This window comes from Endobacterium panacihumi (assembly GCF_050847465.1).
In the GTDB taxonomy this organism is placed as follows: domain Bacteria; phylum Pseudomonadota; class Alphaproteobacteria; order Rhizobiales; family Rhizobiaceae; genus Neorhizobium; species Neorhizobium panacihumi.
Genome location: NZ_JBOZRA010000001.1, coordinates 2,298,405 through 2,318,300 on the forward strand (window position 1 = coordinate 2,298,405; position 19,896 = coordinate 2,318,300).

Annotated in this window: 21 protein-coding genes and 1 other RNA gene; 11 read left to right on the forward strand and 11 right to left on the reverse strand. The window is 60.5% G+C overall.

Translation table 11 applies throughout. From position 1 onward, the window contains the following. Positions 1 to 4: 4 nt before the first annotated feature. The gene (gene dnaJ / locus ACRQ1B_RS11460) at positions 5 to 1,132 is read left to right on the forward strand and encodes a molecular chaperone DnaJ (RefSeq protein ID WP_306836424.1); all 1,128 of its coding nucleotides are present in this window, start codon (positions 5 to 7) and stop codon (positions 1,130 to 1,132) included. A gap of 60 nt (positions 1,133 to 1,192) precedes the next feature. On the opposite strand, the gene ACRQ1B_RS11465 is transcribed toward dnaJ, so the two are convergent. Then, entirely contained in the window at positions 1,193 to 1,777 is a 585-nt protein-coding gene (locus tag ACRQ1B_RS11465) for a LysE family translocator (RefSeq protein WP_432293687.1), read from the reverse strand. A gap of 205 nt (positions 1,778 to 1,982) precedes the next feature. On the opposite strand from ACRQ1B_RS11465, the gene ACRQ1B_RS11470 reads away from it, so the two are divergent. Beyond that, positions 1,983 to 3,161, forward strand: a complete 1,179-nt coding sequence (locus ACRQ1B_RS11470; RefSeq protein ID WP_432293688.1) for a low temperature requirement protein A — start codon at positions 1,983 to 1,985, stop codon at positions 3,159 to 3,161. Positions 3,162 to 3,173: 12 nt separating this feature from the next. Here ACRQ1B_RS11470 and ACRQ1B_RS11475 read toward each other — a convergent pair whose 3' ends face one another. The 3 genes from ACRQ1B_RS11475 to ACRQ1B_RS11485 all read right to left on the reverse strand — a co-directional run bounded on the left by ACRQ1B_RS11475 (position 3,174) and on the right by ACRQ1B_RS11485 (position 5,307). Next, complete coding sequence (locus ACRQ1B_RS11475) at positions 3,174 to 3,380, reverse strand: SlyX family protein (protein WP_432293689.1); 207 nt, start codon at positions 3,378 to 3,380, stop codon at positions 3,174 to 3,176. A 72-nt stretch (positions 3,381 to 3,452) separates the two neighbouring features. Further along, positions 3,453 to 3,638, reverse strand: coding sequence for a hypothetical protein (locus ACRQ1B_RS11480; protein ID WP_432293690.1), 186 nt, complete (start codon positions 3,636 to 3,638; stop codon positions 3,453 to 3,455). Between the two features lie 175 nt (positions 3,639 to 3,813). Continuing rightward, entirely contained in the window at positions 3,814 to 5,307 is a 1,494-nt protein-coding gene (locus tag ACRQ1B_RS11485) for a methyl-accepting chemotaxis protein (RefSeq protein WP_432293691.1), read from the reverse strand. An 891-nt stretch (positions 5,308 to 6,198) separates the two neighbouring features. On the opposite strand from ACRQ1B_RS11485, the gene recF reads away from it, so the two are divergent. From recF to ACRQ1B_RS11500, 3 genes are read left to right on the forward strand one after another with little or no spacing between them, the layout of a single operon-like run. After that, complete coding sequence (gene recF, locus ACRQ1B_RS11490) at positions 6,199 to 7,320, forward strand: DNA replication/repair protein RecF (RefSeq protein WP_432293692.1); 1,122 nt, start codon at positions 6,199 to 6,201, stop codon at positions 7,318 to 7,320. 38 nt (positions 7,321 to 7,358) lie between these two features. Next, positions 7,359 to 8,129, forward strand: coding sequence for a molybdopterin-synthase adenylyltransferase MoeB (locus ACRQ1B_RS11495; RefSeq protein ID WP_432293693.1), 771 nt, complete (start codon positions 7,359 to 7,361; stop codon positions 8,127 to 8,129). After that, the gene (locus tag ACRQ1B_RS11500; protein WP_432293694.1) at positions 8,126 to 8,599 is read left to right on the forward strand and encodes a GNAT family N-acetyltransferase; all 474 of its coding nucleotides are present in this window, start codon (positions 8,126 to 8,128) and stop codon (positions 8,597 to 8,599) included. Before ACRQ1B_RS11495 ends, ACRQ1B_RS11500 begins: the two co-directional genes overlap by 4 nt. On the opposite strand, the gene ACRQ1B_RS11505 is transcribed toward ACRQ1B_RS11500, so the two are convergent. Next, positions 8,600 to 9,616 (reverse strand): 2-hydroxyacid dehydrogenase, encoded by a 1,017-nt coding sequence (locus tag ACRQ1B_RS11505; protein WP_432293695.1) that lies wholly within the window; start codon positions 9,614 to 9,616, stop codon positions 8,600 to 8,602. It abuts the gene before it with no gap. Between the two features lie 191 nt (positions 9,617 to 9,807). Here ACRQ1B_RS11505 and ACRQ1B_RS11510 point away from each other — a divergent pair, with 191 nt between their 5' ends. After that, entirely contained in the window at positions 9,808 to 10,353 is a 546-nt protein-coding gene (locus tag ACRQ1B_RS11510) for an SH3 domain-containing protein (protein ID WP_432293696.1), read from the forward strand. Positions 10,354 to 10,360: 7 nt separating this feature from the next. Here the strand turns inward: ACRQ1B_RS11510 and ACRQ1B_RS11515 are convergent, their stop codons facing one another. Continuing rightward, complete coding sequence (locus ACRQ1B_RS11515; protein WP_432293697.1) at positions 10,361 to 11,353, reverse strand: adenosine kinase; 993 nt, start codon at positions 11,351 to 11,353, stop codon at positions 10,361 to 10,363. Positions 11,354 to 11,763: 410 nt separating this feature from the next. On the opposite strand from ACRQ1B_RS11515, the gene ACRQ1B_RS11520 reads away from it, so the two are divergent. Then, positions 11,764 to 12,708, forward strand: coding sequence for an AEC family transporter (locus ACRQ1B_RS11520; protein ID WP_432293698.1), 945 nt, complete (start codon positions 11,764 to 11,766; stop codon positions 12,706 to 12,708). Between the two features lie 66 nt (positions 12,709 to 12,774). Here the strand turns inward: ACRQ1B_RS11520 and ACRQ1B_RS11525 are convergent, their stop codons facing one another. Continuing rightward, the gene (locus ACRQ1B_RS11525; protein ID WP_432293699.1) at positions 12,775 to 13,350 is read right to left on the reverse strand and encodes a c-type cytochrome; all 576 of its coding nucleotides are present in this window, start codon (positions 13,348 to 13,350) and stop codon (positions 12,775 to 12,777) included. A gap of 153 nt (positions 13,351 to 13,503) precedes the next feature. On the opposite strand from ACRQ1B_RS11525, the gene ACRQ1B_RS11530 reads away from it, so the two are divergent. Beyond that, the gene (locus ACRQ1B_RS11530) at positions 13,504 to 14,256 is read left to right on the forward strand and encodes a 3-deoxy-manno-octulosonate cytidylyltransferase (RefSeq protein WP_432293700.1); all 753 of its coding nucleotides are present in this window, start codon (positions 13,504 to 13,506) and stop codon (positions 14,254 to 14,256) included. Positions 14,257 to 14,261: 5 nt separating this feature from the next. After that, complete coding sequence (locus ACRQ1B_RS11535; protein WP_432293877.1) at positions 14,262 to 15,116, forward strand: prephenate dehydratase; 855 nt, start codon at positions 14,262 to 14,264, stop codon at positions 15,114 to 15,116. A gap of 59 nt (positions 15,117 to 15,175) precedes the next feature. On the opposite strand, the gene ACRQ1B_RS11540 is transcribed toward ACRQ1B_RS11535, so the two are convergent. The 4 genes from ACRQ1B_RS11540 to ACRQ1B_RS11555 form a co-directional block, all read right to left on the reverse strand. Continuing rightward, positions 15,176 to 15,550, reverse strand: a complete 375-nt coding sequence (locus ACRQ1B_RS11540; protein WP_432293701.1) for a VOC family protein — start codon at positions 15,548 to 15,550, stop codon at positions 15,176 to 15,178. A gap of 70 nt (positions 15,551 to 15,620) precedes the next feature. Continuing rightward, entirely contained in the window at positions 15,621 to 16,316 is a 696-nt protein-coding gene (locus tag ACRQ1B_RS11545; protein ID WP_432293878.1) for a helix-turn-helix transcriptional regulator, read from the reverse strand. Then, entirely contained in the window at positions 16,313 to 17,275 is a 963-nt protein-coding gene (gene nudC, locus ACRQ1B_RS11550; protein ID WP_432293702.1) for an NAD(+) diphosphatase, read from the reverse strand. Before nudC ends, ACRQ1B_RS11545 begins: the two co-directional genes overlap by 4 nt. Positions 17,276 to 17,305: 30 nt before the next feature. After that, positions 17,306 to 17,725, reverse strand: a complete 420-nt coding sequence (locus ACRQ1B_RS11555) for an HIT domain-containing protein (protein ID WP_432293703.1) — start codon at positions 17,723 to 17,725, stop codon at positions 17,306 to 17,308. Between the two features lie 111 nt (positions 17,726 to 17,836). Here ACRQ1B_RS11555 and ffs point away from each other — a divergent pair. Beyond that, positions 17,837 to 17,933: signal recognition particle sRNA small type (gene ffs, locus ACRQ1B_RS11560), an RNA gene on the forward strand. A 75-nt stretch (positions 17,934 to 18,008) separates the two neighbouring features. Continuing rightward, positions 18,009 to 19,895 (forward strand): DNA polymerase III subunit gamma/tau, encoded by a 1,887-nt coding sequence (locus ACRQ1B_RS11565; protein WP_432293704.1) that lies wholly within the window; start codon positions 18,009 to 18,011, stop codon positions 19,893 to 19,895. Position 19,896: the final 1 nt, after the last annotated feature.

The following is a 19,896-nucleotide window of genomic DNA, read 5'->3' on the forward strand; positions in this document are numbered from 1 at the left end:
CTCCATGGCAAAAGCAGACTTTTACGAAACGCTGGGTGTGGCGAAAACCGCCGACGAGAAGGAGCTGAAAAGCGCCTTCCGCAAACTCGCGATGAAATATCATCCCGACAAGAACCCGGGCGACGCGGAAGCCGAAAAGAAGTTCAAGGAGATCGGCGAAGCCTATGAAACCTTGAAGGACCCGCAGAAACGCGCGGCCTACGATCGTTTCGGCCATGCAGCCTTCGAACATGGCGGCATGGGTGGCGGTGGCGGCATGGGCGGTGGCGCCGGTGGCTTCTCCGACATTTTTGAAGACATTTTTGGCGAGATGATGGGTGGCGGCCGTGCGCGCCGTTCCTCCGGCGGTCGCGAACGTGGCGCCGACCTGCGCTACAATATGGAAATCAGCCTCGAAGAAGCCTATGCCGGCAAGACGGCGCAGATCCGGGTTCCGACCTCGATCACCTGCGATGTCTGCTCCGGTTCGGGCGCCAAGCCCGGCACGCAGCCAAAAACCTGCGGCACTTGTCAGGGGTCCGGCCGCGTGCGTGCGAGCCAGGGTTTCTTCTCGGTCGAACGCACCTGCCCGACCTGCCACGGTCGTGGCCAGACGATCACCGACCCTTGCGGCAAGTGCCATGGCCAGGGCCGCGTGACGGAAGAACGTTCGCTGTCGGTCAACATTCCGGCAGGCATCGAAGACGGCACGCGCATCCGCCTGCAGGGCGAAGGCGAAGCCGGTGCACGTGGTGGCCCGTCGGGCGACCTCTACATCTTCCTGTCGGTGACGCCGCATCAGTTCTTCCAGCGCGACGGAGCGGATCTTTATTGCGCCGTACCGATCTCGATGACGACGGCAGCGCTCGGCGGTACGTTCGACGTCACCACGCTCGACGGCACCAAGTCGCGCGTGACGGTGCCGGAAGGCACGCAGGCCGGAAAGCAGTTCCGCCTGAAGGGCAAGGGCATGCCGGTGCTGCGTTCGTCGCAGACGGGCGATCTCTACATCCAGATCGGCATCGAAACCCCGCAGAAGCTGACCAAGCGCCAGCGCGAACTGCTGCAGGAGTTCGAGGAACTGTCGTCGAAGGAAAACAATCCGGAATCGACGGGCTTCTTTGCCCGCATGAAGGAATTTTTCGACAACTGATCGATCAACACTGATCCGCAAAAAGCCGCCTCGCAAGGGCGGCTTTTTTGTTGGGCGATCTTACGCCAGCGACTGGATGGATGAGCTGGCGAGGATGATCGCGAAGAGCAGCAGGCAGGCGGCGGCGACGCGACGGATCACCATCGGCTTGATTTCGAAACCGCGCGTGCCGCGCATCAGGCGGCCGAGGACGATCCAGCCATTCGCGGCAAAGAGGACCAAGCCGGCAAACAACAGCAGCCACGGTGCCAGCGTGATCAGGTTGCCGTGGGGCATGATCACCAGCCCGATGATGAGCGCCTTGGGATTGAGAACGGTCGTCACAAAAACCTGCCGCACCGAAATCTCGCCGCTCGAATCATCTGCCTTTTTCGTCGAAGCCCAGAGGCGGATGCTGAGATAGAGCACCCAGACGACGGCGGCGACCTTGGCGATGAGCGAGGCCTGCGGATAGGCCTGGAAAAATGGGGCTGCCAGCGTCGCTACTGGAATGATGACCAGCAGATAACCGCCCAGTTCGCCAAGGATCAGAGGCAGCGCCCTTGCCCAGCCGCGCGCATAACCGCCGAGCGCCATCAGCGTGTTGGTCGGGCCAGGGGTGCAAAGCAGGAGCAAGATGGCGAGGGTGAATTGAAGCGGTGTCACGTCTGGACCTGAAAGTGATCACCGGCATGGCCCGGCACTATCAGCCATAACATGGGACGTCCGGCGCTCCTTGACATCGGTCAATGCCTCCCGGCCGACGAATTATTCACCGACCGGCACGATATCATCGGCCAAGCCCCTGCCCTTTCGGTTTGCCGCGCTAGATTGGTCCTTCCGCGCCCGCCGCACCACCGGAAAAAATTCAATGGCCGACAGCAAGCACCACTGGCTCCGCAAGGACGACAAGGATTCGACCAAGGCGAGTTTCCCGGAACTCTTTTTCGATCTGGTTTTCGTCTTCGCCCTGATCCAGCTTTCGGAAACGCTGGCCTCCGACTTTTCCTTCGGCATAGCCGCCGAGGCTCTGCTTTTCATTTTTGCGCTCTGGTGGGTATGGATCCATACGACATGGGTGACCAACCTGCTGGATGCAGAAATTGAGCCGGTACGGATACTGCTGTTCGTGCTGATGTTTTTTGGCGTGGTTCTGGCCATCGCGCTGCCAAAGGCCTTTACCGATCTGGGGCTGCTGTTTGCGCTTGCCTATTCCGGCATGCAGTTGTCGCGCTCGCTGTTTGCGCTTTATGCCTTTCGCGGCACAGATGACGAATCCTATCGCACGTTTCAACGCATTACATTGTGGCTGGTGATTTCCTGCAGCTTTTGGATCGCCGGCGGCCTGATGGAGCGCGAAGCGCGCGTGATCCTCTGGGCTGCCGCACTCGTCATCGAATATGTCGCGCCGATGGTCCGTTACTGGCTACCCGGACTTGGCGCCTCGCCACAGGAAACCCTCGACGTCAATGGCGAACATCTGGCCGAACGCTGCGCGCTTTTTGTCATCATCGCGCTCGGCGAAACCATTCTCACCACCGGCAAGACGGCTTCCAGCCATTTCGACAGCACGATGACGCCGCTGGTGCTGTTCTGCGCTTTCCTGTCGACTGTACTGATGTGGTGGATCTATTTCCATGACGGACAGGAACGCGCGGCCGACAAGGCGGAAGAAGACGCCGAGCCGCAGGCAACCGCCGATTACCTGTTTACCTATGGCCACCTGCCGATCGTCGCCGGCATCATCCTGACCGCTGTCGGGGAGGATTTTTCGCTATCCGATCCGTTTGAAAAGGGCGGCTACAATCATGCCATCGCCATACTCGGCGGACCAGCGCTTTATCTCGCCGGCACGCTGTGGATGAAAACCGTATCATCACGGATGTTGCCATGGTCGCATTGCGCCGGTATCGCCATTCTTCTGGCCGGCTTTGCAGCAGTGCCTTTTGCTGCCAACTTTATGATCCAGATTCTCGCCAGCCTGACACTTCTGATGGTGGCGGTCTGGGAATATCTGGCACTGAAACGGTTTCGACGCGATGCCGCCTGAACGCTATCCGCCTCAATAATGCGGCGGGCGGGTGATGGCAGGCGCTTCCAGAGAGCTTTCTTCAAGCGACAGAAAACGCTCGGTCAGACGATCCAGCTTGGCGCGGGTCTGTTCGACAACCTTCCACTGCTCGGCCAACTGATCCGACAGTTCCTCGATGACCTTGGCCTGATGCGCCGCCAGTTCTTCCAGTTTCAGCAACCGGTCCTCATTGCTCACGGCACTCTTCCTTTTTTGCCTTTTCATTCGGGTCATGCCTAACGCATCGGGCCGGAAAACGGAATGCCCTGATCAGGCTGGCCTATGACGGCTTCGGGCCACCTTCTGCTCGATCAGGATCAGTGTACCGGCAAGCAAAACCGCCAGGCACATGGCAAGGCCACAGGCGATCCAGTGCAGCGGCTTCATGAGAATTGCCGTCGCAGCACCGCTGATCGGCAAAAAATAGTGCGACGGCGACTGGCCGCGTCTGGACATAAAATCACGCAAAACATCGGTCCGATCTGAAAGATGGATTTTCAAAATGATCTGAAATTATCGCTGGGCGCCGGACATGCCTTGGCGCGATCTTTCTTTGCCTTGATCGGCCCGATGTCGCAATACGTGATTATTGATCGGTTTGTTTTGACATGCCACCTGTTTGAGGGCTCTTTCAGGCCCGTAAACGTGGTCGCTCCTGATACGTGTTCCGGGCTGAGCGGGTGCGGAAACGCGCGACCAGCGACGCAAGCGTGTGGGAGATGCCGACAAGGCTCTGGGCGGAGGCATTCGTCTCTTCCATCAGCGCCGCATTCTGCTGGGTGATCTGGTCCATGGCTCGCACCGAGGCGTTGATCTCGTCGATGCCCGACGCCTGCTCCTGTGCCGATTGCGCGATCGAGGTGATATGTTCATCGATCGCCTTGACCCGCGTGCCGATGCCCGTCAGCGCTTCGCCGGCGCGGTTGACGAGGCTGACGCCACGCTGCACGTCGCCGGCGGAACGGTCGATCAGTTCCTTGATTTCCTTGGCGGCGGCGGCGGAGCGCTGGGCGAGTTCGCGCACTTCCTGCGCGACAACGGCAAAACCCTTGCCCTGTTCGCCGGCACGGGCGGCTTCGACACCGGCGTTCAGTGCAAGAAGATTGGTCTGGAAGGCGATTTCATCGATGGCGCCGATGATCTGCGTCATCTTCTGGGAGGATTCGGCAATATCGCCCATGGCGGCGACGGCTTGTTCCACCACCTGACCGTTCTTCTGCGTTTCGGCCGCCGATTCACGGATGATCTGCTGGACATCCTTGGTGCGTCTTGCCGCCTGGCCGGAAAGCACGGTGATTTCCTCCAGAGCGGCGGCGGTTTCTTCCAGTGCGGCTGCCTGCTGCTCCGTGCGCTTGGCCATGTTGTCGGCAGCGGACGAGATATCGCCGACTTCGGCGCGAACCTGATCGACCGACCCGGTGATATCGCGCATGGCAGTGTCGAGCGAGGCCACCGAAGAATTGTAGTTTTCGCGCAGGCCTGCGAAATTGGCCGCCAGTTCCTGACGGACTTCGGAGGTCAGGTCGCCGTCGGCCAGAGCGCGCAAGGCGGTGTCGAGGGCATTGAGCGCCGCGTCCTGTTCGGCCTTGGCGACGGCCCGTTCGGCTTCCGCCCTGGCGCGCTCGTCGCTCAGGACCTGCAGATAGACCGAGATTGCATAGTCCATGTCGACCATGGCCGCCTTGACGACGGCAGAGAGGTGTTCGGAAAGGATTTTGGCTTTCCTCTCAACGAAGAAACCCTTCATTTCATCCTGAATGACGGCACGGATGATACCGTCGAGGATCATTGCATAGCCGCCGATATACCAGCGTGGCTCCAGACCGAGACGGGCATGGGTGCGACCGATAGCAGAGACGGCTTCGACATAGGTCTCGTCGTAACGGCCGGATGCAATGACATCCCAGTGGCTTGCCTGACGCCCCTTGGCATGGGCGATATGGGCATCATTGGAGAAAAATTTGGCGGTGTGCGGGTGCGCCTTGGCCTTGCGATAGAAATTGTCCAGCGCGCCATCGACCGCCTGTGCCACCAACGGCCGCACATCGGCAAGATGGCTGCGTTCTGTGGCACCGAGACCCACAAAATCCAGACGTTCGTTCAGTGCCGATTTATTGTCGCTCATAAAATCCCCCGTCAAAAAATCTGTTTGGCGCAACCTCTCCCTGGCGCCTGCCCTCGGCGCTATTTTTGGGAGCGAGTCATTAACGTGCCGTTAGCCATGCATACTGACCTTTCGTTAATTATGAGTTTTTGTTGTTTTAGCGGATGTAGATTTCTGGAAGGCAAGTCACGTTTCGGAACGGCAGGCAGAGTCCGCCCTTGGCGATCTTCGGTTTTCAATTTTTGCCCGCTGTCGTTTGCGGGTTATGCGGCCGGGGCACGTCCTGTGCCTCCTAATTTAATTTTATAATGGCGCACGACGTGCCCCGTTCGGTGGTTTTTCCGCGCAACTCCGGTCCTTCTGCGGCGACTCGCTGTTATTGGTTATTAGATCGAGCCGGTTTGTGTGCGACACACGCACGCCCCGCCATCTTTCAGGCGAGAGGAAGACCATTTTCTGCGCAGCCCCGCATGGATCACCTGCATCAGGGTGTCCCATGCGATCACCGGCTCTATCTCGCCGGCAATGCGGACCGGTGTAGCCGAAACAGAACGCGTTGAGTGTCGCACATTCTGGAAATGCGGGGATGAACTCGGAGTCAAGATATTGATATCATTGAATTGACCCCTCAAAACGTCCCCGGGCTTTTGCCAATTTCGGGTGTTTGCGTTTGGGTCAGCCCCTCACCCTAACCCTCTCCCCGTCAAACGGGGAGAGGGGACGTGGCTCACGCACCCTCGGTTCTCATGGCACAACGGCGCGGCATATCCCTTCTCCCCGCGCGCGGGGAGAAGGTGGCGGCAGCCGGATGAGGGGCAGACACACAGACAATGGCTGCCATTGCCCCAACACAAAACTTGCTATCCGGCGCGCAAATCCTTAGCTCCTTTGCAAAGACAAGCACGAATCGCGATGGCCGAAAAAACCTCCCTGTCCCGCCTGAAGCTGACCGACTTCCGCAATTATGCGCAAGCCTCGCTGTCGCTTGACGGCCGGCATGTGGTGCTGACCGGCAATAACGGAGCCGGCAAGACCAATCTGCTGGAAGCGGTCTCCTTTCTGTCCCCCGGCCGTGGCCTGCGCCGGGCCGTGCTTTCCGATGTGACACGTGTGGGCGCGACAGGCGGGTTCAGCGTGTTTGCCGATATCGAAGGCCGCGAGGGCGAGGTTGCGATCGGCACCGGGCTGGATGGTGACGGCGAAAGCCAGACGCGGCGGCTACGCCTCAACGGCACGCCGGCACGCTCAGTCGAAGAACTGACCGACCATCTGAACGTGTTGTGGCTGACGCCGGCCATGGACGGGCTGTTTACCGGCTCTTCCTCCGATCGTCGTCGTTTTCTCGACCGGCTGGTGCTGTCACTCGATCCCGCCCATGGACGGCGCGCGGCAGATTATGAGCGCGCCATGCGCAGCCGCAACAAACTTCTGTCCGAAGGAAGGTTTGATCCGGCATGGCTTTCGGCCATCGAGGTACAGATGGCCGAACTCGGCATTTCCATGGCGGCGGCGCGGCGGGAAATGCTGGGGCTGCTGACGGCGCTGATCGCCGAGAGCGATGCCTCGCCTTTCCCCTCGCCCGATCTGCAATTGAGCGGATTTCTGGACGAGGCGGATGATCGACCGTTTGCCGATCTGGAAGAGGATTTCTGCTTCATGCTGGAAGAGGGGCGTCGCCGTGATGCCGCCGCCGGCCGTACGCTTTCCGGCCCTCACCGGGTCGATCTTCTGGTGCGCCACCGCGACAAGGATATGGAGGCGGCGCGCTGTTCCACCGGCGAGCAGAAGGCGCTGCTGGTGGGTCTGGTGCTGGCGCATGCGCGGCTGACCGCCAACATGAGCGGATACGCCCCCGTTCTGCTGCTGGACGAGATTGCCGCGCATCTGGACGAAGGTCGGCGTGCGGCGTTGTTCGATCTCGTCCACGACCTCGGCGGGCAGGCTTTTATGACCGGCACGGACCGCGAGATGTTTTCAGCGCTTGGCGAGCGGGCGCAGTTCCTGACCGTCGAGCATGGCGGCATTGCGGGATGAACGCTATCCAAACGGCGCGCGGATGTTAGGATAGTTTTATGGACGCACTGACCACGGAAGAAATCGAGCGTTATCGCCGCCATATCCTGCTGCCGGAAATCGGCGGCACGGGGCAGCAGGCGCTGAAAAATGCGCACGTGATGGTGATCGGTGCCGGCGGCTTGGGCGCGCCGGTTCTGCTCTATCTCGCCGCCGCCGGCATCGGTACGCTGGCCTTTGCCGATGACGACCATGTTTCGCTCTCCAACCTGCAGCGGCAGGTGATCCATGACACCGGCACTATCGGCGAGGAAAAGACGGCGAGTGCGCGTAAAACGATCGCGCGGCTCAATCCGCATGTCCGTGTGGTGACCTATGAGGAGCGGTTTTCGACCACATGGGCTGCGGATCATCTCAAAAAATTCGATCTGCTGATCGACGGTTCCGACAATTTCGATACTCGCTACATGGCGGCCGATGCGGCTGAGGCGGCACGCATTCCATTGGTAACGGGCGCAGTCGGACGGTTCGATGGTTCGGTGACGGTGCTGAAACCCTATGAGACCGGGCCGGATGGCGTGTTGCTGCCGACCTATCGTGACCTGTTTCCGCAAAAGCCGCCGGAAGGGTTGATCCCTGCCTGTGCCGAGACCGGCGTCATTGGCGCACTGACCGGTGTGATCGGCACGCTGATGGCCATGGAGGCGATCAAGGTGATTACCGGCACCGGAGAGCCGCTCGTCGGCCGGTTGATGCTCTACGATGCGCTCTCGGCCCGGTTCGATACGATCAAATACAAACGTCGCCGGACGAAAGACGCCGCCGAATGACCGAGATTATCCGCGTCGAAACCGGTTTCCAGCGCTGGGACGAACTTTTTGCGCTGATCCTGTCTTCCTTCGCCTATATGGACGGGGTCATCGACCCGCCGTCTTCCGCCAACCGGCTGACGCTGGCGGCACTTGCCTTCAAGGCGCAGACCGAGATCGCGTTCGTGGCGATCAAGGACGGAAAGCTGGTGGGCTGCGTGTTCTGCAAGCCGGAAGAAAAATTTCTCTATATCGGCAAGCTGGCCATCGCCCCCGCGCTTCAGGGCAAGGGACTGGGCAAAAAACTGCTGGCGAAGGCCGAAGAGGTGGCGCGTGAAAAAGGTCTGCCGGCGCTGAGATTGGAAACCCGCATCGAGCTTGTCGGCAACCATGCCACGTTCGGCCGCTGGGGTTTTGAAAAGACCGCGGAAAACCGCCATGCGGGTTTTGACCGCACGACGTCCATCGAGATGCAGAAGCGGCTGGCCTGATCAGTCCCGGCCGGGAAGCACGCGGTTCGGCGGGCGATGCCCGTCGAAATAGGCGCGGATGTTGATGATCACCTTGTCGCCCATGTCGATGCGGCCTTCGAGCGTTGCCGAGCCCATATGCGGGAACAGCACCGCCTTGCCTTCCTTGGCAAGCTTCAGCAGTTTCGGGTTTATCGCCGGTTCGTTCTGAAAGACGTCGAGGCCGGCACCGGCAATCTTGCCGTCACGCAATAGCTGGATCAATGCCGCCTCGTCTATCACGTCACCACGCGCGGTATTGACGATGATCGAGGACGGCTGCATCAGCGCCAGGCGGCGTGCCGACAGCAGATGGAAGGTGGCCGGTGTGGACGGGCAGTTGACCGAGACGATATCGACGCGTGCCAGCATCTGGTCGAGGCTGTCCCAATGGGTGGCTTCGAGTTCGGCCTCGGTTGCCGGATTGATCGGCCCGCGATTGTGGTAATGCACGGAGAGGCCAAAAGCCTTGGCGCGGCGGGCAACGGCAGTGCCGATGCGGCCCATGCCGATGATGCCGATGCGTTTTCCGCCGATGCGTCGTCCGAGCATCCAGGTGGGCGACCAGCCTTCCCATTGGCCGGGCTTGTCCATCAGCACTTGCGAGCCTTCGACAAGGCGGCGCATGACGGCAAAGATCAGCGCCATGGTCATGTCGGCCGTGTCTTCGGTCAGCACATTCGGCGTGTTGGTGACGGTGATGCCGCGTTTGGCCGCCGCATCGACGTCGATATGATCGGTGCCGTTCGAAAAGCCGGCGATCAGCTTCAATTGCGGCCCGGCCTTTTCGATCAGCTCGGCATCGATCCGGTCGGTGACGGTGGGCACCAGAACATCGACTTCGGCCATCGCGGCGGCGAGCTGTTCGCGCGTGCGCGGCGTGTCGTCGATATTCAGTTCCGCATCGAAAAGCTCGCGCATGCGGGTTTCCACCGCATCCGGCAGTTTGCGTGTGAGATAGACCCTTGGTTTTTTCTTACCGATAGCTGGGGAAGTCATGCGGTCCTTCGACGGTTTGTTCAGAGGTCCTTAACCAAGTTTTGTGATCCTGTCTGGGTTAAGCGTTTTCTACCAGACCCGTCAGCGAAGACAAACGAAACTGTTTGGCAAAGGCCGTTTCGGTTCATCTGACTGTATCTGGAAGACGCGGGGGCAGGGTCATCGCCGGAACTTCTAGGACTAACAAACATATGCGTCGCGTCATCCGCAATTCCATTCTCGCCCTTACCCTTTGTCTCACGGCAGCAGCACCGGTCTTCGTGCAGCCGGTTCTGGCGCAAGGGGCAGCCAAGGGCGCCAGCGGCCTGCCGCTTCCCCGTTTCGCCAGCCTGAAATCCAGGAAGGTCAATATCCGCATCGGCCCGAGCACGGATTACGCCGTTTCGTGGATGTATATGCGCGCCGGCACGCCCATGGAAATCATTCAGGAATACGAAAACTGGCGCCGTGTACGCGATGCCGACGGAACCGAGGGCTGGGTCAACCAGGCGCTGCTTTCCGGTACCCGCACAGCCGTTGCGGCACCGTGGATGCGCGGCAAGGGCGACGACGTTTATGTCAACATGCGCCGCGGACCGGAAGGGTCGAGCGGCATCGTTGCCAAGGTCGAACCGGGTGCGGTTCTGACCATCGGCGAATGCAATGGCGACTGGTGCCACGCCGAAGTCGGCGAAGCAGAGGGCTGGGTCAACCAGGGCGAAATCTGGGGCGCTTACCCCGGAGAAGCCTTCAAATAAGAAGGCTTCAGATCAGGCCTTCGGCCTTTGCCTTGGGCTGCATCGATTCGAGCGGTCGCGGCCCAAGCTGCTGGATGACGATGCCGGCGGCAAGGCAACCGAGCTTGCCGCATTCTTCCAGCGACTTGCCACGCGTGTAAGCCACGAGGAAACCGGCAGCGAACAGATCACCGGCACCGGTCGTATCGACCAGTTCATCGATCAGCATGGCCGGAACCTTTACCCGCTCGTTACCACGCACGATGACGGCGCCCTTTTCCGACATGGTGACGGCGGCCAGCTTGCAATCGGCGCTGATCTTGTCGAGCGCCAGTTCAAAGTCGTCGGTTTCGTAAAGCGACATCGCTTCCTGTTCGTTGGCGAACACGATATCGACCTTGCCGGACCGCATCAGATCCAGAAACTCGTCGCGGTAACGGCCGACGCAGAACGTATCGGACAGCGTCATCGAGACTTCGCGGCCGGCTTCATGGGCGATGCGGCTGCACTCGAGAATGGCTTCTTTCGCGCGCGGCGGATCCCAGAGATACCCTTCGAAATAGGTGACCTTCGAATCCTTCACCACGTCTTCCTCGACATGTTCGGGACCGAGATCGACGCAGGCACCGAGATAGGTGTTCATCGAACGCTCGCTGTCCGGCGTGACGAAAATCATCGAGCGGGCGGTCGGCGGAAAGGTGCCGTCGGGCTTGGTTTCGTAATGGACGCCCTGGGCGCGGATATCGTGCTGAAAGATTTCGCCGAGCTGGTCGGCGGCGACCTTGCCGAAATAGGCGGCCTTGCCGCCGAGATTGGCGATGCCGGCCGCCGTATTGCCGGCGCTGCCGCCGGATGCCTCGTGGGCCGGGCCCATCAGCGAATAGAGAAGTTCGGCGCGCTCGGCGTCGATCAGATTCATGGCCGCCTTGGTGATGCCGTTGTCGGTGAGGAACTTGTCATCGCAACGCGCGATGATATCCACGATGGCGTTACCGATGGTGAGGACGTCGAACCTGCTCATGTGCCGATGCTTTCTCCGCGATTGGGTTTATCCCGTCATAGCCATTTCTGACCCGAAAGAAAGCAGAAAACCGGATGTTTGATGCCATGTTTGACCAGGGTCATATGCCTGTCATGGAAGCGGGATAGCTTTGTTTTCAACGGAGGCCGCGACGCACGGCCATGAAAGGCGAAAGCCGCCGTTACCGGTTTTGCGCCCGACCACGGATGTACTGGCGGAAGTTGAACCGGACACCCGGCAGGATCGGGACGGAAAGCGGGGGCTTCCCCCGCTTTTTTGTTGGATGCGGCCTGATGACGCCGGCACCAGATAATAACGGAACGGGACGCTGAATCGTTGGCAATGCATTTGTCGCGATGCTCGATATGCGCTAGACGCAATCATACTCCCGTCTCCCGAAAGCATTTTCTGTGTCAGCTGTCTTTTTGAATGTCGCCCCGGTCTTCCTTCTCATTCTTCTGGGCTGGACACTGGCACGCACGAAATTCGTCAGTTCGAAGGTGGGGGATGCGCTCGGCGAATTCGTCTTCAAGCTGCCGCTGCCGCTTTTGATCTTTCGCACGCTGGCCGAAGCGGATTTTCATGGCGCTTCCCCTTTCCGCCTTTGGATCGCCTATTTCACCGGCGTCGCCATTACCTGGACCGTGGGACATCTGGCGGCGCGTTATCTCTTCGGCCGTGATGCCAAGATCGGCGTGATCGCCGGCATGTCCTCCGCCTTTGCCAACAATGTCTTTATCGGCCTGCCGCTGGTCGGCCTGTCCGTCGGCAATGACGGTATCGTGGCGCTCTCCATCCTGATCGCCATTCACCTGCCGTTGATGATGGTGGTGGGCACGGTGCTGATGGAAAGTGCCGCTGCCAAGGTGGATGGCGGAGGGCGTCGCAGCATCGGCGCCGTGCTGAAGCAGGTTGGTTCCAACCTGATCCGCAACCCGCTGGTCATCGCGCTGTTTGCCGGGCTGATCATGAACGGCCTTGGCCTGACCCTTCCGTCGCTGGCCAAGAACCTTGTCGATCAGATCGCATCCACCACCGCACCTTTGGCGCTGATCTCGCTTGGCATGACGCTGACGCAATATCCGATCCGTGGCAATCTGGGCCTTGCCACCGTGACGGCTTCACTGAAGCTGATGCTGATGCCGGCCTGCGTTTTCGTGGTGGCGCGTCTGTTGGAGCTTTCTCCCGCATGGACGATGGCGATCGTGATCACCTCCTCGGTGCCGACCGGCATCAATGCCTGGCTTATCGCCATGCGGTTCCGGGCCGGACAGGGCATGGCGGCTTCCACCATCAGCATCACCACGCTGTTCGGTGTGTTCACCGTCAGCTTCTGGATGTGGCTGCTCGGCTGACCTCAGCGCAACAACCATGAAAAAGCCCGGCGTCGAACCGGGCTTTTTTTTGCATTCCAGCAAGGATCAGTTGGTGGCCGGTGGCGGCGCTGCCGGATCCGGCAGAGGTTCCGGCGTATCGGCCAGCGTACGCAGGTAGGCGATCAGGTTGGCGCGCTCCTCATCCTTCTTCACACCGGCAAAACCCATGGCGGTTCCGGCGATGTAGGCTTTCGGCGCTGCAAGGAAGTGGCTGAGGTGATCGTAGGTCCACTTTTCTTCGCCGCCCTTGGAATAATCCTTCATGGCAGCGGAATAGCTGAAGCCCTCATGGGTTGCGATCGGACGATTGACGAGACCGAAGAGATTGGGACCAACCTTGTTGGGCCCACCCTTGGTCGCGTCATGACAGCTTTGACACTTCTTGAAGGCGGTTTCGCCAGCCTTTGCATCGGCGCTGGCCAGAAGCTGAGCGATCGGCACGGCTGCCGGTGCTGCGGCCTCCCCGCCGCCTCCAGCTGCTGCTTCTTCCGCAACGATTTCGAAACCGGCCTTTTCAGGCGCAGGCGAATGAAAAAGACCTTCCGACGCGATCGACACCGACATCAGGACAAAGACCGAAGCCAACAGGGCCCCCACGCCCATATTCACATAGGGATTCACGACGACACCCTCCCACTTTACCGCCAGACTGCCGACGGACTATTGAAATTGCGGAGAAGCTATGTCTTTTGCACCACGCGTGCAATTCGAATGTAGCACTCGCAACTGAGACGTTTTGCCACTATTCGCACCAAATTTGAAGGGCTTACCATCATGACTTTGGCTTCCGACAAGACGCTGGTTCTGATCCCGGCGCGCATGGCGTCGACCCGTCTTCCGGACAAACCCTTGGCAGATATCAATGGCTTGCCGATGATCATCCAGGTTGCGAAGCGCGCCACCGAAGCCAATGTCGGCCGGGTGATCGTCGCCGTCGACGACCAGCGTGTGTTCGATGTGGTGGAAAAAGCCGGTTTCGAAGTCGTGATGACGCGTGCCGACCATCAATCCGGTTCGGACCGGATTTTCGAAGCGGTGCAGCTGGTAGACCCGGATGCCAAGGCCGAATTCATCATCAACGTGCAGGGCGACCTGCCGACAATCGAGCCCGAAGTGGTGCGCGCCTCGCTGAAGCCGATGGAAAACCCTGACGTGGATATCGCCACGCTGACGGTCGAGATCACCGACGAGCATGAAAAGGCCAGCCCGCATGTGGTGAAGGTGGTCGGCTCGCCGATCTCCGACACGCGGCTGAAGGCGCTGTATTTTACCCGCACGACTGCGCCCTATGGCGATGGCCCGCTTTTCCACCATATCGGCCTCTACACCTATCGCCGTGCTGCGCTTGCGCGTTTCGTTTCGATGAAACCGTCCACGCTGGAGCAACGCGAAAAGCTGGAACAGTTGCGCGCGCTGGAAGCCGGCATGCGCATCGATGTTGAAATCGTGCATTCGGTGCCGCTGGGTGTCGACACACCAGCAGATCTCGAAAAGGCGCGGGCGATCCTCGCCGGCCGTACCAAGTGAAGGACATATTGACCGTGACCAACCGCATTTCCTTCCAGGGCGATTATGGCGCCAATTCCGACATGGCCTGCCGCGACATGTTTCCGACCATGGAGCCGCTGCCCTGCCCGACCTTCGAGGATGCGTTCAACGCGCTCGAAAACGGCGAGGCCGATCTGGCGATGATCCCGATCGAAAACACGCTGGCTGGTCGTGTGGCCGATATCCATCATCTGCTGCCGGAATCGCGCCTCAATATCATCGGCGAATATTTCATGCCGATCCGGTTCCAGCTGATGGTGATGCCAGGTGTGCAGCGCGACGAGATCCGCACCGTGCACAGCCATATCCATGCGCTCGGCCAGTGCCGCAAGATCATTCGCAGCAATGGCTGGAAGGCCGTCGTCGCCGGAGATACGGCGGGTGCCGCCAAGCTGGTTTCGGAAACAGGCGACCGCTCGATGGCAGCCCTTGCGCCGCGTCTGGCGGCCGATCTCTATGGTCTGGATATTCTCGCCGAGAACGTCGAGGATTCGGAAAACAACGTGACGCGTTTTGTTATCCTGTCGCGGGACGAGGCATGGGCAACGCGTGAGGACCCGGCTGAGGTGATCGTCACCACTTTCGTCTTCAACGTGCGCAACATTCCGGCAGCACTTTACAAGGCGCTCGGCGGTTTTGCCACCAACAGCATCAACATGACCAAGCTGGAAAGCTACCAGATCGGCGGAAAATTCATCGCCACGCAGTTTTATGCCGATGTGCAGGGCCATCCGGACGATCCGGCTTTGCGCCGCGCGCTGGAAGAGCTGCGGTTCTTTTCGGAGAAGGTGCGCATTCTCGGCGTCTACAAGGGCCACGCCATGCGCGGCACGCTGTAACCGCTTCACATTGACGGGTTTGAAGAAGGCGGCGTTTTCGAGCGCCGCCTTCTTTCGTTTTATTCCGAGACGGCGCGGGCGTAGACGCGCAGGCGGTGGCCGTCCGGATCGGTGACCATGAATGTGTAGCCGAAATCCGCATTGACCGGCGTTTGCAGCACGCGCAGGCCGCGCGCCGTCCAATCGGCATAGATGCGATCGACGTCGGCGACGGTATCGACGCGGAAACCGATTTCCGAACCGCCGCTCTGCCCCGTGACAGGCGGCAGAGCCGTGTGGCGCGACCACAGGCCAAGCTTCATGCCGGTGGACAGGACGAACAGCGAGAAGGTGGGCGAGTTTTCGACGGGCTCCGCGCCGAGCAGATCACGATAAAAGGCCGTGCTTGCGGCTGTGTTGTCGACATAGACGATGACGAAATCAGGGTGGTTCATCTCAGTGCTCCTTGGTTGGGACTGAGCGGACCTTATGGGCACCTGCTGTCAAATCCTGTCAGCAGCCGCATCAGACTGCCGGAGCAATACCTTCCGCTTCACGCCATTCCTTCAAAAGGACCGCACGTCGGCGTGGATAGCGTTTTTCGGTGGAGACGGCGGAGACGATGCGATCGGTGCGAAAATGGCGAAAGCCGTTGCGCAACTCGCACCAGGCAATCAGCACCCGGACGCTATCGAAAAAGCCGAGCGCAAACGGCCAGACATGGCGCTGTGTTGGCGCGCCCTTTTCATCCGAATAGGCAAGATCAAGAATATGTTCGGCGCGGATCGCCTTGCGGATCAGCACCAGATCGGACTTGTCCTCCGGACGGCGCGGACCCGCGACCAGAAGAGTGGACGTGTCGATCTCCTCCCTCAGTTCGGGCGGCAGGACGGCGGCGATCTTCTGCAGCGCATCGACGGCACCGGCGGCGAGGCGGACATCGGCCATTTTTGCCACCCAGCGGGAACCGAGAACCAGCGCCTCGATCTCTTCGGGGGAAAACATCATCGGCGGCAGCATGAAGCCGGGTTTCAGCACGTAGCCGAGGCCTGCTTCACCTTCGATCAAAGCGCCCTGCGCCTGAAGGCTGGCGATATCGCGGTAAAGCGTGCGCAGGCTGACCCCGGTTTCCTGCGCCAGAATTTTTCCGCTGACGGGATGGCGGTAACGCCGCAGCACCTGCAGAAGCGTCAGAAGACGTTCTGAGCGGGCAATCGTCACGGCTGCGGCCACTCGATCCAGTCGCGCATCAGCCGATAGGCGATGGCGCCCGGATGCGGGGCGAAAAACTGGTTGTCCGGCCCGGCATCCAGCATGGTCGTGACTTCGGCGCGGGAAAACCAGCGCACATCCGACATTTCCTGTGGGTCGATCTTGATCTCCGACGAGGTCGCTTCGGCATAACAGCCGATCATCAGCGAATGCGGCATCGGCCACGGCTGCGAAGCGTGGTAACGCACGCGGCCGGTTTCGATGCCGGCCTCCTCGAAAGTCTCGCGCCGCACGGCGTGTTCGATCGTTTCGCCGGGTTCGACGAAACCGGCCAGACAGGAATACATGCCCTCCTGAAAATGGTGGCTGCGGCCGAGCAGGCAGAGATCCTTTTCGACATCCACCGTCAGCATGATGACGACCGGATCGGTGCGTGGAAACATCAAGTGGTCGCAGGCCGTGCAGACGCGTTTGTAGCCGCCGAGCCTCGTTTCCGTTGGCGCACCACATTTGCCGCAGAAGCGATTGGCGGCATTCCAGTTGAGCAGGCTGACGGCCTGCGCCACCTCGCCCAGAATCTCGCCTTCCAAAAGCGCATCGCGATACAGTGCGCGGGCATCGGCGGGTTTGAAATGGCTGGCGAGATCATCGGCGGCGATACCGACCGGGACGGCGATACGCGGCTCTCCGCTTTCCTTGTAGCCAAGCAGGATGGCGTTGTCGAAATCCGGCTGCAGATCGGCCAGTTCATAGGCCGAGAACAGCGGATCGAGCACCCGGTCATCGTGCTTGAGGATCAGCTTTGTGCCGGAAAACGCAAAGATATGCGTGCCTTCGATGGCAAAAGCCTTTTCTACGCAATCATCCGCCCGGTATTCGGCCTGGCGATCGAGCATATTTCCGGCAAAGGCCGTCAGACTGCCCGGTTCGGGATGCGGGGAGTCGGTATCGAACAGCGTTTTCGTCATGTCGGCCTTCGTATGATTGCGTGCGGAAAATCAGAGTGCGTCGGTGAGCGCCTTGATGAAATTTTCGATGTCAGCCTCGTTTCGCGGTTGAGCCGAACCAAAACCCCAGATCGGGCCGGGCCAGTTCGGGTCGCCCTCGGAACGCGCGACGATATGGACATGGAGTTGGCTGACGATGTTTCCAAGCGCGCCGACATTGATCTTTTTCGCACCCGTGATTTTCTTCAGCGCGGAGGCGACCATGTTGGTCTCGAAGGTCAGCATGGTCTGGTCGAGCGGCGTCAGCTCGAATGTCTCGGAAATACCGTTACGCTGCGGCACCAGCATGACCCACGGCCAGCGGCCATCCTTCATGACGCGCAGCTGGCACAGGCCGGTGACGGTGGCCAGCACCGTATCGCGGGCCAGCCGCTCGTCCAGTTCAAACGCTGCCTTTTGCAACGATGGCATGGGGGAAATCCTCCGGTATTTTCAGTCTTTTTCTGAGGGCGATCGATGCCGTGTGCAGATTTTTACAGGCTTGGCTTGCATTTACCAGCGATATTGACGATATGAGCGGTGGGAGGTTGGTGGTGGACGAGCCACTCGCCAACCGGGTCAGGTCCGGAAGGAAGCAGCCCTAACGAGCCAGGCACGGGTCGCCGTGCCAGCCTCCCACCCTCTCATCTTGGCCAGCGTCCGGTCCGGTCAAGAACCTTGCGGCCGGAACGGCCCGTAAGCTGGCAGGATTTATATGAGCGATACCGGCACCCCTTCGACGACCAATTCGACCACCGGCAGCGGTTACCGGGTACTGGCGCGCAAATATCGTCCGAAGGATTTTTCGGACCTGATGGTCGGCCAGGAGCCGATGGTCCGCACGCTCACCAACGCATTCGAGACCGGCCGTATTGCCCAGGCCTACATGCTGACCGGCGTGCGCGGTGTGGGCAAGACCACGACCGCCCGCATTCTGGCGCGCGGCCTCAATTACAAGACCGCCGAGATGGATCGACCGACCATCGACCTGCGTGAACCCGGCGAACATTGCCAGGCGATCATGGAAGGCCGGCATGTCGACGTGATCGAGATGGACGCCGCCTCGCATACCGGTATCGACGATATTCGCGAGATCATCGAGCAGGTGCGCTACCGACCGGTGTCTGCGCGCTACAAGGTCTACATCATCGACGAAGTGCACATGCTGTCGACGCAGGCCTTCAACGGCCTCTTGAAGACGCTCGAAGAGCCGCCGGAACATGTGAAATTCATCTTCGCGACGACGGAAATCCGCAAGGTTCCCATCACTGTTCTGTCGCGCTGCCAGCGATTTGACCTACGCCGGATCAGCGCCGCCGATCTGGTCGGCCTGTTTGGCACGATCGCGCAGAAGGAAGGCATTACCGCCGAGCCGGAAGCGCTCGCCATGATCGCGCGTGCGGCCGAAGGTTCAGCGCGTGACGGCCTGTCGCTGCTCGATCAGGCTATTGCCCATGGCGGCGGCAGCGTGCATGCCGATACCGTGCGCGGCATGCTGGGTCTTGCCGACCGCGCCCGCATCGTCGACCTTTTTGGCCATGTGGTGGCTGGCGACGTGACGGCAGCGCTTTCCGAATTCACCGCGCAATACGAAGCCGGCGCCAACCCGGTCGTGGTGCTGACGGATCTTGCCGACTTCACCCATCTCGTCACCCGTTTCAAATATATCCCCGACGCCGCCAACGATCCTTCGCTCAGCGAAGTGGAGCGCACGCGTGGTGCCGAATATGCCCAGTCGGTGGCCGTGAGCACGCTGTCGCGCATCTGGCAGATGCTCTTGAAAGGCATTCCCGAGGCGGAAAACTCTTCACGCCCGGCGGGTGCCGCCGAAATGGTGCTGATCCGCCTGACGCATGCTGCCCATCTTCCTTCGCCGGAAGAAGCGGCGCGGCGCATGCTGGATATCGCCAATGGTGGCGGCGAAGGTGCCGCTCCGCGTGGTGCGCCGAACGGCAATGGCGGCGGTGGATCGCAGGCTATGCAATCTGCACCGATGGCCAGCGCGCGCGCAATCGGCATGCCGCAGGGTATTGGGGGCAATGGCGCGACGGCGCGCCTCCATTCCGTGCCGATGCCGGAACGTCAGGAGATGCCGGTTGGGCGGATCGAGCAGCAACCGGCCGAAAAGCCGGCACCGCAGGTCTCCGTCAGCTCGCTGAACGACATCGTCGATCTGTGCGTGAAAAACCGTGACGCCAAACTCAAGGCATTGGTGCGCAACTTCGTGCGACTGGTGAAGGTGGAGCCCGGCCGGCTGGACATGCGCCTGACCGAAGGCGGTCCTGCTTCGCTTCCCGGTGAACTCGGCGTGAAGCTGAAGGAATGGACCGGCATTCACTGGATCGTCTCGCTCAGCCGCGAAGAAGGTTCGGCAACGCTGGTCGAACTCGACAATTCGGCGCGGGAAGTGCGCCTTACCGACGCTCGCTCCGACCCGGATGTCATGGCCATTCTCGGCCAGTTTCCGGGCGCCAAGGTTATCGACGTGCGCATTCGCGTCGACGACACATCCGACGACGACGAGACCGCGGCCCCACCGGCCGTGATCGAAACCGCCGAAGGCGATATTCTGCCCGGCGACGACATCGACACCGATCAATAAG